Origin of the sequence: Pseudomonas sp. NFACC04-2 (genome assembly GCF_900119265.1) — a bacterium.
Classification (GTDB): Bacteria; Pseudomonadota; Gammaproteobacteria; order Pseudomonadales; family Pseudomonadaceae; genus Aquipseudomonas; species Aquipseudomonas fluorescens_AA.
Genome location: NZ_FPJC01000031.1, coordinates 34,768 through 48,087 on the forward strand (window position 1 = coordinate 34,768; position 13,320 = coordinate 48,087).

The 13,320-nt window shown below is 62.0% G+C and carries 12 protein-coding genes; 11 read left to right on the forward strand and 1 reads right to left on the reverse strand.

From position 1 onward, the window contains the following. Nucleotides 1–8 precede the first annotated feature (8 nt). The 4 genes from ileS to ispH all read left to right on the forward strand — a co-directional run bounded on the left by ileS (nt 9) and on the right by ispH (nt 4,915). The gene (ileS, locus tag BT125_RS26475) at nt 9–2,840 is read left to right on the forward strand and encodes an isoleucine--tRNA ligase (RefSeq protein WP_072411898.1); all 2,832 of its coding nucleotides are present in this window, start codon (nt 9–11) and stop codon (nt 2,838–2,840) included. Beyond that, the gene (gene lspA / locus BT125_RS26480) at nt 2,833–3,345 is read left to right on the forward strand and encodes a signal peptidase II (protein ID WP_072411900.1); all 513 of its coding nucleotides are present in this window, start codon (nt 2,833–2,835) and stop codon (nt 3,343–3,345) included. The genes ileS and lspA overlap by 8 nt, the downstream gene beginning before the upstream one ends. Further along, nucleotides 3,338–3,775: an FKBP-type peptidyl-prolyl cis-trans isomerase gene (gene fkpB, locus BT125_RS26485; RefSeq protein WP_072411902.1), complete on the forward strand. Its 438-nt coding sequence runs from the start codon at nt 3,338–3,340 to the stop codon at nt 3,773–3,775. The genes lspA and fkpB overlap by 8 nt, the downstream gene beginning before the upstream one ends. A 192-nt stretch (nt 3,776–3,967) precedes the next feature. After that, on the forward strand, nt 3,968–4,915 hold the full coding sequence (ispH, locus tag BT125_RS26490) for a 4-hydroxy-3-methylbut-2-enyl diphosphate reductase (protein ID WP_072411904.1): 948 nt from the start codon (nt 3,968–3,970) through the stop codon (nt 4,913–4,915). On the opposite strand, the gene BT125_RS26495 is transcribed toward ispH, so the two are convergent. Next, nucleotides 4,869–5,408, reverse strand: coding sequence for a GspH/FimT family pseudopilin (locus tag BT125_RS26495; protein WP_072411906.1), 540 nt, complete (start codon nt 5,406–5,408; stop codon nt 4,869–4,871). The two genes, ispH and BT125_RS26495, sit on opposite strands and share 47 nt — an antisense overlap. 219 nt (nt 5,409–5,627) lie before the next feature. Between BT125_RS26495 and BT125_RS26500 the strand changes: the two genes are divergently transcribed. Genes BT125_RS26500 through thiO form a run of 7 tightly spaced genes read left to right on the forward strand, consistent with a single transcriptional unit; the run spans nt 5,628 to nt 12,422 of the window. Then, on the forward strand, nt 5,628–6,101 hold the full coding sequence (locus tag BT125_RS26500; protein ID WP_072411907.1) for a GspH/FimT family pseudopilin: 474 nt from the start codon (nt 5,628–5,630) through the stop codon (nt 6,099–6,101). Then, nucleotides 6,098–6,559, forward strand: coding sequence for a type IV pilus modification protein PilV (gene pilV, locus BT125_RS26505; protein ID WP_072411909.1), 462 nt, complete (start codon nt 6,098–6,100; stop codon nt 6,557–6,559). The genes BT125_RS26500 and pilV overlap by 4 nt, the downstream gene beginning before the upstream one ends. Further along, complete coding sequence (locus tag BT125_RS26510; RefSeq protein ID WP_072411910.1) at nt 6,556–7,269, forward strand: PilW family protein; 714 nt, start codon at nt 6,556–6,558, stop codon at nt 7,267–7,269. The genes pilV and BT125_RS26510 overlap by 4 nt, the downstream gene beginning before the upstream one ends. A gap of 5 nt (nt 7,270–7,274) precedes the next feature. Next, complete coding sequence (locus tag BT125_RS26515) at nt 7,275–7,754, forward strand: pilus assembly PilX family protein (RefSeq protein ID WP_371856646.1); 480 nt, start codon at nt 7,275–7,277, stop codon at nt 7,752–7,754. Then, nucleotides 7,741–10,854, forward strand: a complete 3,114-nt coding sequence (locus tag BT125_RS26520) for a pilus assembly protein (RefSeq protein ID WP_072411912.1) — start codon at nt 7,741–7,743, stop codon at nt 10,852–10,854. Before BT125_RS26515 ends, BT125_RS26520 begins: the two co-directional genes overlap by 14 nt. Nucleotides 10,855–10,863: 9 nt before the next feature. After that, nucleotides 10,864–11,265: a type IV pilin protein gene (locus BT125_RS26525; protein WP_072411914.1), complete on the forward strand. Its 402-nt coding sequence runs from the start codon at nt 10,864–10,866 to the stop codon at nt 11,263–11,265. 56 nt (nt 11,266–11,321) lie between these two features. Then, complete coding sequence (gene thiO / locus BT125_RS26530) at nt 11,322–12,422, forward strand: glycine oxidase ThiO (protein WP_072411916.1); 1,101 nt, start codon at nt 11,322–11,324, stop codon at nt 12,420–12,422. Nucleotides 12,423–13,320: the final 898 nt, after the last annotated feature.

Consider the following 13,320-nt stretch of genomic DNA (forward strand, 5'->3'; position numbering starts at 1 on the left):
AGCCTTAAATGACCGACTATAAAGCCACGCTAAACCTTCCGGACACCGCCTTCCCAATGAAGGCCGGCCTGCCTCAGCGCGAACCACAGATTCTGCAGCGTTGGGACAGCATTGGCCTGTACGGAAAGTTGCGCGAAATTGGCAAGGATCGTCCGAAGTTCGTCCTGCACGACGGCCCTCCGTACGCCAACGGCACCATCCACATCGGTCACGCGCTGAACAAGATTCTCAAGGACATGATCGTCCGCTCCAAGACTTTGTCGGGTTTTGATGCGCCGTATGTCCCGGGCTGGGACTGCCATGGCCTGCCGATCGAGCACAAGGTCGAAGTGACCCACGGCAAGAACCTGGGCGCGGACAAGACCCGCGAGCTGTGCCGTGCCTACGCCACCGAGCAGATCGAAGGGCAGAAGTCCGAATTCATTCGCCTCGGCGTGCTGGGTGACTTTGCCAACCCGTACAAGACCATGGACTTCAAGAACGAAGCCGGCGAAATCCGTGCCTTGGCGAAAATCGTCGAGGGCGGTTTCGTGTTCAAGGGCCTCAAGCCAGTGAACTGGTGCTTCGATTGCGGTTCGGCCTTGGCCGAGGCGGAAGTCGAGTACGAGAACAAGAAGTCCTCGACCATCGACGTCGCGTTCCCGATCGCCGATGAAGACAAGCTCGCCGCCGCGTTCGGCCTGGGCACGCTGGGCAAGCCGGCGTCGATCGTGATCTGGACCACCACGCCGTGGACCATCCCGGCCAACCAGGCGCTGAACGTCCACCCGGAATTCACCTACGCCCTGGTCGACGTCGGCGACAAGCTGCTGGTGCTGGCCGAAGAGTTGGTCGAATCCTGTCTGGCCCGCTACAACCTCGAAGGTTCGGTGGTCGCCACTGCCCCGGGTTCGGCGCTGGAACTGATCAATTTCCGTCATCCGTTTTATGACCGCCTGTCGCCGGTGTACCTGGCCGACTACGTGGAACTGGGCGCAGGCACCGGCGTGGTTCACTCCGCGCCGGCCTATGGCGTCGACGACTTCGTGACCTGCAAGAAATACGGCATGGTCAACGACGACATCCTCAACCCGGTGCAGAGCAATGGCGTGTACGCGCCGTCGCTGGAGTTCTTCGGCGGCCAGTTCATCTGGAAAGCCAACCCGGCCATCGTTGACAAGCTGACCGAAGTCGGCGCGCTGCTGCATACCACCGTCATCGAACACAGCTACATGCACTGCTGGCGCCACAAGACCCCGCTGATCTACCGTGCCACCGCGCAGTGGTTCATCGGCATGGACAAGCAGCCCACCAGCGGCGACACCCTGCGCCAGCGTTCGCTCAAGGCCATCGAAGAGACCCAGTTCGTACCGGCCTGGGGCCAGGCGCGCCTGCACTCGATGATTGCCAATCGTCCGGACTGGTGTATCTCCCGCCAGCGCAACTGGGGCGTGCCGATCCCGTTCTTCCTGAACAAGGAAAGCGGCGAGTTGCACCCGCGCACCGTCGAACTGATGGAAGTCGTGGCCAAGCGCGTCGAAGCCGAAGGCATCGAAGCCTGGTTCAAGCTCGATGCGGCTGAGCTGTTGGGCGACGAAGCACCGCTGTACGACAAGATCAGCGACACCCTGGACGTCTGGTTCGACTCCGGCACCACCCATTGGCACGTGCTGCGCGGTTCGCACCCGATGGGCCACGAGACTGGCCCGCGTGCCGACCTGTACCTGGAAGGCTCGGACCAGCATCGTGGCTGGTTCCACTCGTCGTTGCTGACCGGTTGCGCCATCGATAACCACGCGCCGTACCGCGAGCTGCTGACCCACGGTTTCACTGTCGATGAGTCCGGCCGCAAGATGTCCAAGTCCCTGGGCAACGTGATCGCGCCGCAGAAGGTCAACGACACCCTGGGCGCCGACATCATGCGCCTGTGGGTGGCCTCCACCGACTACTCTGGCGAGATGGCCGTTTCCGAGCAGATCCTGCAGCGCAGTGCGGACGCCTACCGGCGGATCCGTAACACCGCGCGCTTCCTGCTCTCGAACCTGACCGGCTTCAACCCGGCCACCGACCTGCTGCCGGCCGAAGAAATGCTTGCGCTGGACCGTTGGGCCGTGGACCGTACCCTGTTGCTGCAGCGCGAATTGCAGGAGCACTACGGCGAATACCGCTTCTGGAACGTCTACTCCAAGATCCACAACTTCTGCGTGCAGGAACTCGGTGGTTTCTACCTCGACATCATCAAGGACCGCCAGTACACCACCGGCGCCAACAGCAAGGCGCGCCGTTCGTGCCAGACCGCGCTGTTCCACATCAGCGAGGCCCTGGTGCGCTGGATCGCGCCGATCCTGGCGTTCACCGCCGATGAGCTGTGGCAATACCTGCCGGGCGAGCGCAACGAGTCGGTGATGCTCAACACCTGGTACGAAGGCCTGACCGAACTGCCGCAAGGCTTCGAACTGGACCGTGCGTATTGGGATCGGGTCATGGCGGTCAAGGCCGCGGTCAACAAGGAAATGGAGATCCAGCGGGCGGCCAAGGCCGTCGGCGGAAACCTGCAGGCCGAAGTCACCCTTTACGCCGAGGAGGCCCTGAGCGCCGACCTGGCCAAGCTCGGCAACGAGCTGCGCTTCGTGCTGATCACCTCCACCGCCAGTGTTGCACCTTTCGTGCAGGCGCCGGCCGATGCCGTGACCACCGAAGTCAGCGGCTTGAAGCTGAAGATCGTCAAGTCGAACCACACCAAGTGCGCCCGCTGCTGGCACTGCCGCGAAGACGTCGGCGTGAACCCGGAACATCCGGAAATCTGCGGTCGTTGCGTCGACAACATCAGCGGTGCTGGCGAGGTTCGCCACTATGCCTAACGCAGCGGGCCGTTTCGGACGGCTGGGCTGGCTCTGGTTGAGCGTGCTGGTACTGGTCATCGACCAGGCCAGCAAGTTCCACTTTGAAAGCTCGTTGACCCTGTACCAGCAGATCGTGATCATCCCTGATTACTTCAGCTGGACCCTGGCCTACAACACCGGGGCGGCGTTCAGTTTCCTGGCCGACAGTTCCGGCTGGCAGCGCTGGCTGTTCGCCCTGATTGCCGTCGTGGTCAGTGCCGTGCTGGTGGTCTGGCTCAAGCGCCTGGGGCGCAACGAGACCTGGCTGGCCGTGGCCTTGGCCTTGGTGCTTGGTGGTGCCTTGGGCAATCTCTATGACCGCATCGCCCTGGGTCACGTCATCGATTTCATCCTAGTGCATTGGCAGAACCGTTGGTATTTCCCGGCGTTCAACTTTGCCGACAGTGCCATCAGCGTGGGCGCCGTGATGCTCGCCCTGGACATGTTCAAGAGCAAGAAAACCGGAGAAGCCGTCCATGACTGAGCAGCGTATCGCTCAAAACACCGAAGTGAAGCTCCACTTCGCCCTGCACCTGGAAAACGGCGACACCGTCGACAGCACCTTCGACAAGGCCCCAGCGGTGTTCAAGGTCGGTGATGGCAACCTGTTGCCAGGCTTCGAAGCGGCAATCCTCGGTTTCAAGGCTGGCGACAAGCGCACCGTGGTCGTGCCACCGGAAAACGCCTTTGGTCAGCCCAACCCGCAAAACGTGCAGACCATGCCACGCTCCCAGTTCCAGGACATGGAGCTGTCCGAGGGCCTGCTGGTAATCTTCAACGACGCGGCCAATACCGAGCTGCCGGGTGTGGTGAAGGCGTTCGATGACGCCCAGGTGACCGTGGACTTCAATCATCCGCTGGCGGGCAAGACCTTGAACTTCGAAGTGGAAATCCTTGAGGTCAAGGCGTTGTAACTGAGTGAATGCGGTTTAGTGTGGGAGCGGGCTTGCTCGCGAAAGCGTCGGCACATCCAATATCTGTGCTGACTGACACTCCGCTTTCGCGAGCAAGCCCGCTCCCACAGGGGATCTCCATTGTTTTCGGTTTTTTTTGCTTGATCGACAAGCACTGATTCAATTTCTTGCGCGCAAGACACGAGGCACAGCATGCAAATCAAACTCGCCAACCCCCGTGGCTTCTGCGCTGGTGTGGACCGGGCGATCGAAATCGTCAACCGCGCCCTGGAAGTCTTCGGGCCGCCGATCTACGTGCGCCACGAGGTGGTCCACAACAAATTCGTCGTCGAGGACCTGCGCAGCCGCGGGGCCATTTTCGTCGAGGAACTGGACCAGGTGCCGGACGACGTCATCGTGATCTTCAGTGCCCACGGGGTTTCTCAGGCCGTGCGCAGCGAAGCCGCCGGCCGAGGCCTGAAGGTGTTCGACGCGACGTGCCCGTTGGTGACCAAGGTGCACATCGAAGTGGCGCGCTACAGCCGTGACGGTCGCGAGTGCATCCTGATCGGCCATGAAGGCCACCCGGAAGTCGAAGGCACCATGGGCCAATACGATGCCAGCAACGGCGGTGCGATCTACCTGGTCGAAGACGAGGCTGACGTTGCGGCCTTGCAAGTACGCAACCCCGATAGCCTGGCTTTCGTGACCCAGACGACCCTGTCCATGGACGACACCAGCCGTGTGATCGACGCCCTGCGCGCGCGCTTTCCGGCCATCGGCGGTCCGCGCAAGGATGACATCTGCTATGCCACCCAGAACCGTCAGGATGCGGTCAAGCAACTGGCCAACGAATGCGATGTGGTGCTGGTGGTCGGCAGCCCGAACAGTTCCAACTCGAACCGCCTGCGCGAGCTGGCCGAGCGCATGTCCACGCCCGCTTACCTGATCGACGGTGCCGAGGACATGCAACGCAGCTGGTTCGAGGGCATCGAGCGTATCGGCATCACCGCCGGTGCTTCCGCGCCGGAAGTCCTGGTGCGTGGCGTGATCCAGCAATTGCAGGCTTGGGGCGCCACCGGTGCCGATGAACTGGCCGGTCGCGAGGAGAACATCACGTTCTCGATGCCGAAAGAGCTGCGCGTGCGCTCATTGCTTTAAGTCCTTTTTCGCACAGCGCCTGTTTGGCTTCGACGCTTTCCAGGCGCACGCGGCCGGAAGGCGCCAGTATCACTTGATGATGGCTGACCGGGCCGCGTCTGGCGCAGACATGCAGCGTGCCTGCCTGGAATGCGCCACTGGGGTGCAGGGCTTCTCCTTGGCTGCTGAACCTCACCCGGCGTTTCACCGGCTGGTTGCCGACCACCCGGGCGCTGACGCTGCGCTCCATCAGCACGGTCTTCTCCTTATCGTCCAGGGTGATGCGCCAGCCCCGGCCCCAATCGTTGCCTATCCCCCTGAGCACGACCGTCCGGTTGCGCATGATGGCCTCGCTGCGCGCGCTGCGTAACCCGCTGATCAGCAACTGCGCGGTGTCCTTGCGTTCGATGGAATCGATCAGTTCTTTGTAGCCCGCGTTGGCCCACGGCAGAACAATTGCGGCAATTGCCAGTCCCATGAGCAGTTCGATCAGGCTGAAGCCCTGTTGGTGCATGACATCTCCTCCCTGGAGAATGTGAAGCGGTGCGATAGTGCAAGAACTCAGTGTGGCAGCCAGCATGTTGTGGCGAGGGAGCTTGCTCCCGCTGGGCTGCGCAGCAGCCCCAAAATAGCGGCCGCTACGCGCCCGAGCGGGAGCAAGCTCCCTCGCCACAGGCGGTGGTTTGTTCTAGCGTGTAGAGGCAGGTATAGCCGACGGCAACGGAGGGCACCGATGGATCTTCGTACAAAAGGTTTCACGCTGATCGAGGTGCTGGTGGCCCTTGGCGTGCTGCTGATCCTGATTACCATGGCGGTGCCGTCATTCACCGGCTCGCTGCAGAGCACCAAGGCCGACACCGAGGTTGACGACTTGCGCCGGGCGCTGAACTTTGCCCGGCTGGAGGCGATCGACCGTGGTATCACCACGCGCATCCGCCCCACGGCCGAGGGCAGCGTCTGGAGCGGCGAACTGACGGTGTATGACAGTACTGGCACGCCGGCCAATGTATTGCGGGTTGTTCCAGCGATGAGCAGTGGCGCGACTCTGACGCTAACCTCAGAGGTGAACAACATCGATTTCAACAACCTCGGTGGGTTATCGGCGCCGGCCACGCCGGTGAGCTTCAATTATGTACGAGGGGCGCAGAGCAGGACGCTGAGTGTTTGCCTCAATGGAAGAATCGTATTGGGCGGAAGTTGCGGATGAAGGATTGCAGTAAAAGGGCACAGGAGGGCATGACGCTGATCGAGGTGCTGGTGGCGGTGCTGATTCTCGGCGTCGGCTTGCTGGGGGCGGCGATGATCCAGCTCAATGCGCTCAAGTACACCGACAGTTCGCGCATGACCAGCCAGGCCAGCTTCATCGCCTACGACCTGCTGGACCGCATACGCGCCAACTCCGGCGCCGACTACACCGTCACACCGCCCAGCTCGCCGAACCTCAACGTGGCCCGGGACCAGGACCTCTACGATTTCAAGACCAACATCATTGCCTTCGGCGGCGCCACGGCCACCGGCACCATAGCCCTGAACCAGCGGGTCTACACCATCACCATTTCCTGGGACGACGCCCGGGCCGCCAACACCACCGACGCGGCCGAGGCGCGGCGCAGCTTCGTACTGACCAGCCGCGTCGCCGTGGATCCGCCGGGGACGCCGCCATGAACAGGCGTTGCCGGGGATTCGGCCTGATAGAATTGATGATTGCCCTGGTGCTCAGCCTGATCGTCATCCTGGGGGTCGTGCAGGTTTTCATCGCCGCCAAGAACACCTACGTCAGCCAAAACGCGGCGGCGGTGATGCAGGAGGATGCCCGGTTCGTCCTGAGCAAAATGGTCCAGGAGATTCGTATGGTGGGCATGTTCGGTTGTCTGGGGAACATTACCGATGCTTCCACCGCCAATGACTTCAATGCCAGCCAGATCACCCCGATCCGCTGGGATAACGCCAACCGCCGATTGACCCTGGTGACCGCCGACGTAGGGAGTGGCGGTAGCGCTCCGACCTGGACCGTCGTCTCCGATTGCCGCACCTCGGCGACGGCCTATACCAACGCGCGGCTACCGGCGGCGGGGCAGTTGGCCTTCCCGATCCGCCGACTGGTCTACAGCTTCAACAACAACCAATTGCTGCTGGGCAGCGGCGCCGGCAACCCGACCTTGTCGGTGCTGGTGGACAATGTGCGGGCGTTCGACGTGACGTTTGGCGTGGCCGGCAGCGCGACGGACATCGCGGCGTCGAGCTATACGAGCAATCCGCCTGACCCGGCACTGATCCGCAGCGTGCGCCTGACCCTGACGCTTTTTGATCCGAGGAACGCAGTGCGCGAGCAGACCTTCAATGTGGTTGCCGCCTTGCGCAACCGATTGTTATGAAGGAGATGACTTCGATGGGGCAGGTGCACCGCCAGCGGGGCATGGCATTGCTGGTCAGCCTGGTCTTCCTGTTGCTGCTGACGCTGATCGGTCTGTCATCGATGCAGAGCGCCACCCTCCAGGAAAAAATGACCAGCAGCGTCATGCAGCGCAACCAGTCGTTCCAGGTGGCCGAGGCGGCGCTAAGGGTGGGGGAAAGCGCGGTGCAGGTCGAAACCTACTCATTGCCGGTGTGTACCACCACGACCCAGTGCGCGCCGCCGGCCGAGTCGGCGACGCTGACGGGGGCCGGGCGCAATTCGTCGTCGGGGGTGCTATGGGTTGCTGCCGCCGGTGGGTTCTATGGTGTGCAAAATATTGGCACGACGCTTACGGCGGTCAACGTGCCGGTCAATACGTCGGCGACGCTGTATCGGATCACGGCGGTGGCGGTGGTGGGGAATAACCAGCGCAGCGTGGTGGAGAGCATTTATGCGAAGTACTGAGGTGCGCGGTGGTTGGTGGCAGGTACTGTGGGGGGCGTTGCTCAGCCTTTACCTGGCGGCGCCGGCCTATGCGTTCACGCCTTCGGATTCGCCGTTGCTGAGTGCGGCCGCCGTCACGCCGAACGTGATGCTGCTGATCGATGATTCGGGGAGCATGAACAACATTATCTGGGCGGCGGGGTTTGATCCGGCGGCGACGCAAACACGCACATTTGCATGCAGTTCCAGCAGCAATTGCAATGACAGGTATGAGCTGGACCAGGACGACTCGAATATCCTGTTGTTGAGCCTGTTGCGTGGCGGCTGCTCGTCTGGTTGGTACGGCTTCTATCGATCCAGCATCGGGCGGATCTGTCTGCGGTTGCCGGACCCGGTAGGGAACGGGGATACCCGTTACACCGCTAAATACCTGGCATACCTGGTGACCTTGGCCAACGGCTCGAGTCGGGACTTCACCACCGGCACCATCCCCAATGACTATCGCATCAACGTCGCACGGGATGTCTCTAACGACCTGGTCGCCAATAACCGCGCTCTGCGTATCGGCCTCGCCACGTTCAATCCACCTAACTTCAGCAATTCCGGCCCCGGGGGCTACATCGCTCGCGCCATCAGCGATCTGTCACCGGTCAGCGGCAGCGTGACCCAGACCCAAGCCAACAGCAACTATAGCGCGCTGATCAGCGCCATCAACGGCCTGGGTGCGGTCGCCAATACCCCCTTGGCCGAGAGCTACTACGAGGTCACCCGTTATTTCAGGGGGATGGCGCCTTACTACAATGGAACGCCCGCCACCTACACCAGCCCGATCCAGTATCGATGCCAGAAAAACTTCGGCGTGGTGATCACCGACGGCTTGCCCACCTATGACCGGACATTCCCCACCAACGACCCGCAGGGTACCCCAACGGGCGGCGCCCGGCTGCCCAACTGGGATGGCATCAGCAGCAATGATGGCGACAACGCCAGTGGTGACAGTGAGGGCGACACGCTTTACCTGGATGACATCGCCAAGTTCGCCTTCGACATCGACATGCGCTCCACCGGCACCGACGCCACCGGCAAAAGCTGGAACACCACGGATTTTCCCCGGCAGTATCTCAATACCTACACCGTGGGTTTTGCCGTCACCAACCAGATGTTGTCCGATGCTGCCCGCTACGGAGCGGGCAAGTATTATCCGGCGAGCGATAGCGAAGGCTTGAACTCGGCTCTGTCGTCGGCCTTGAGCGACATCACATCCAAGGCTGGCTCCGGAGGCGGCGGCACCACCAACGCCGCCACATTGTCGAGCACCTCCAGCTACTACCAGACCACGTATGACCCCAAGGACTGGCGAGGCACCATCCGGGCGTTTGGCTTTACCTCGGCGGGCACGGTCAACACGGCAGCGGTGCAATGGACCACCGATACCGCTATCGTGCCCGGCGCCACGGCACCGATCTATCAGTCCTGGAACACCGCGACCAACGTGCCGGTGACCCTGGCCTACGGCAACTTTTCGCCGGCCCAGCAAACCAGCCTCAGCCAGAACCTGCCCACGGGGATCACCGGCAATGACCTGGTGGAGTGGAGCAAGGGCGTCAACAAGACCGGCCTGAAGGTGCGCAGCGCGTTGCTGGGGGACATTATCAATTCGCCGCTGGTGCTGGCATCGCCCAATGACCAGACCGCTGCGGACCTGCTCAACGACACCAGCTATAGCACCTACCTGGCGACCAAGGCGACGAACATGAGCGCCAGCCTGGTGGTGAACGGCAACGATGGTTTTTTCAGTGTCATCAACAGTGCAAACGGCACGCGGCGTTACGCCTACATGCCTTCGAACGTGCTGCCTTCGTTGCAGGACATCGCCGACACCAACTACATCAACGGCGTGAGCCACAAGTTCCTGGTGGATGGACAGGTCGGTGTATTCGACGTGCAATCGGGGAGCGCCTGGAAGACAGTGGCCCTGGGCGGCACGGGGGCCGGCGGCAAGACGTTCTTCGCGGTGCAACTGTTCGATGCGGCGGCGGGCAATGCGTTTCGGGCGCTGTGGGAAATCAGCGCGCCAACCGTTGCCAGCACCGCCAACGCCTTCAATGACCTGGGCTATGCCTACGCACGCCCCGAGGTCGCGCGCCTGGCGGACGGTCGCTGGGCGGCGTTCATCGCCAACGGCTATGGCAGCAACAGCGGCGTGGCGGCGTTGTACGTCGTGGATATCCGTGACGGTTCGCTGATCCGCAAAATCGTCATCAGCAGCAGTGAGACCGATAACGGCCTGTCGTCGGTCAAGTTGCGGGTCAACTCCCAGAATGTGGTGCAGGCCGCGTACGGTGGCGACTTGAAGGGGCGGATGTGGAAGTTCGACCTCAGCGGCACCTCACCCACCGCGTGGGGTCTGGCGTTCGCCGGCCAGCCGCTGTTCACCGCCCCCGGCGGCGCGACCCAACCAATCACCGTTCAACCGTTGCTGGCCGATAATCCCCAGGGCGGCACCCAGGTGTTTTTCGGCACCGGTAAGTTCAACGAGACGGCGGACAAACTCAACAAGGACCTGCAAGGGTTCTACTCGATCTGGGACGCCATCGGCGGTGCGGGGCAAATCACGGTGTCGAGCCTGCAGGCGCAGTCGATCACCGGGGTGTTCTCAGGCACCACGGGGCAATTCGTGACCACCAGTCAGACCGACGTGGCTTATCCTTCGAAAAAGGGCTGGTACCTGCCCCTGGTGTACAACAACGTGTTGACCGGGGAGCGGGTGATCAACCCGGCCAATCTGGTGAGCGGGCGCGTGGTCTTTACCACGGCCGCCGTGGACACCACCGACCCATGCGCCAGCTTCGGTACCGGAAAACTGATCGAAGTGGATGCGTTCAACGGTAAGATGCTCAACTACGCGGTGCTCGATACCAACGGTGACGGTGCGCTCAATACCCTCGACACGATTTCCAGCGGGGTGGTCTTCACTGGCGGTATCCCGACCTTGAGTGCCGTCGTCAGCGCCAGCGGGGCCACCAACATGATCGTCAACGATTCCAGCGGCAACATCACCGAGTTGCTGGAAAAATCCGTGGGCGGCAGCCGCCGCATCATGTGGCGGCAAATACAATGAGGGCAAAGCATGCGCAGAACCAACCGGGGTTTCACCTTGATCGAAATCATGATCGTGATCGCGATCATCGGTATTGTGATCACCGTCGGCTATCCGAGCCTGACCGAATACATGAAGAAGGGCCGACGCACTGAAATTGCCGGGCTCTTATCCGAGCAGGCGCAAATTCTCGAGCGCTACTATTCGAAGAACAACGTCTACACCAATGCAACCGGGCTGAGCAGCGGCAACGATTTCTACACCATTACCCAGACGCTGGCGGACCAGAGTTTCACCCTGACCGCCGTACGCAAGAGCGGTTCGTCCATGGCCACGGACAAGTGCGGTGACTTCACCCTCAACAACACCGGGGCACGGGGCATGCTCAACGCCACTGCGGGGCTGACCACCAAGGATTGTTGGGGCCGCTGAGTTTCTTTATCCGGGCGCGTGTTGGCGCCCTTTGTTTTAGTGAGTCGAATCAGAACATGACCAGGCAACAGCAAGTGGTGATCGTCGGTGGCGGAGTCATCGGCCTGCTGACGGCGTTCAATCTGGCGTCCGAAGGGCAACGTGTGGTGCTGCTGGACCGTTCCAATGTCGGCCAGGAGTCGTCCTGGGCCGGCGGCGGTATCGTTTCGCCGTTGTACCCGTGGCGCTACAGCCCGGCGGTCACGGCGCTGGCCCATTGGTCGCAGGATTTTTATCCACAGTTGGGTGAGCGTTTGTTCGCGGCCACCGGGATCGATCCACAAGTGCACGTGACCGGGCTGTATTGGCTGGACCTGGACGACCAGGACGAAGCGCTGGCCTGGGCCGAGCGGGAAGGGCGCCCGCTGCGGGCCGTGGATATCTCGACGGTCCACGACGCCGTGCCGGTGCTGGGTGCGGGTTTTTCCCGGGCGATCTACATGGCTGGCGTGGCCAACGTGCGTAACCCTCGGCTGGTGAAATCCCTCAAGGCGGCGTTGCAGGCGTTGCCCAATGTCACGCTTCATGAACATTGCGAGGTCAGCGGGTTCATCCGCGATGGCGGGCGTGTCGTGGGGGTGGACAGTTCGGCGGGACCGATGCGTGGCGATCAGGTGGTGCTGGCGGCGGGGGCCTGGAGTGGTGAACTGCTCAAGACGCTGGGGCTGAAGTTGCCGGTCGAGCCGGTCAAGGGCCAGATGATTCTGTACAAATGCGCGTCGGACTTCTTGTCGAGTATGGTGCTGGCCAAGGGGCGTTATGCGATCCCCCGTCGTGATGGGCACATCCTGGTTGGCAGTACGCTGGAGCGCGAAGGTTTCGACAAGACCCCGACCGAGGTTGCGTTGGAGAGCCTGAAGGCTTCTGCACAGCAACTGATTCCGGCGCTGGCGGGTGCCGAGGTGGTGGGGCATTGGGCCGGGTTGCGGCCTGGCTCGCCTGAAGGTGTTCCCTACATCGGCGAGGTGCCGGGGGTTGCTGGGTTGTGGTTGAACTGCGGGCATTATCGTAATGGGCTGGTGTTGGCGCCGGCGTCGTGTCAGTTGTTTACGGATCTGATGTTGGGGCGTGAGCCGGTGATCGATCCTGTGCCGTATGCGCCGGCGGGGCGCTTGTAAGGTCCGGTTTTTCCTGTGGAGCGGGCTTGCTCGCGACGGCTGTGTGTTGATCGAGTACATATCCATTGCGGCGGTAACGGCTGCTTAGGGTTCCGCCCTGACGGCGGGTCACTTTCGAAAAGCCGGAATGCCGGCCCAGGCGAAAGTAACCAAAGTGCTTCTGCCCCACCACTCGGTGCCTCGCTTAGGCTCGGCATGCCCTCACTCCACAATGCCTGCGTTCGGCCAGCGTGGTTAACGGGGCGTCCGAGATCAAGATCAAAAGCGAGGCGGCCTGACAGCCGGCCTGGCTCTCCCGCTCGTACACCTGTCAGATCTGTGGGAGCAAAGCTTGCTCGCGAGGCGGCCTTATAGCCGACCTGGCTCTTCCGGTCCTAGTGCGATCCCATTGTGGGAGCGAGCTTGCTCGCGAAGGCGATGGCACAGTCGATGAATATGTTGAATGCTCCGGCCTCTTCGCGAGCAAGCCCGCTCCCACAGGAGAAACGCGATCACCCAGAACCAGGTCGGCTATCAGGCCGCCTCGCGGTGGACGTTGATCTCGGAGCCCCGTTAACCACGATGGCCGAACGCAGGTATTGCGTAGTGGGCATCCCGGCATGGATGCCGGGATAGCCGCGCTGGGCCATGGATGGCCCTTCGCGGCGGGCCCACGGAGCAATGCCGGAGTGAGGGCACACCGAGCCAAAGCGAGGTGCCAAGTGGTGGGGCAGAAGCGTTTTGCTTACTTTTGCGCTTCTCAAAAGTGAGCCGCCGTCAGGGCGGAACCGCCAGCGGCCGCAACCGCAGAAACGGATATACACACCACCCTCACAGTCAACCAGGCTTTTGTGGGAATGGTCGGACAAAAATTTGATTCAAAAAGAATTTTCCGACGAGTTCTGGCGGTTGCCGGGTG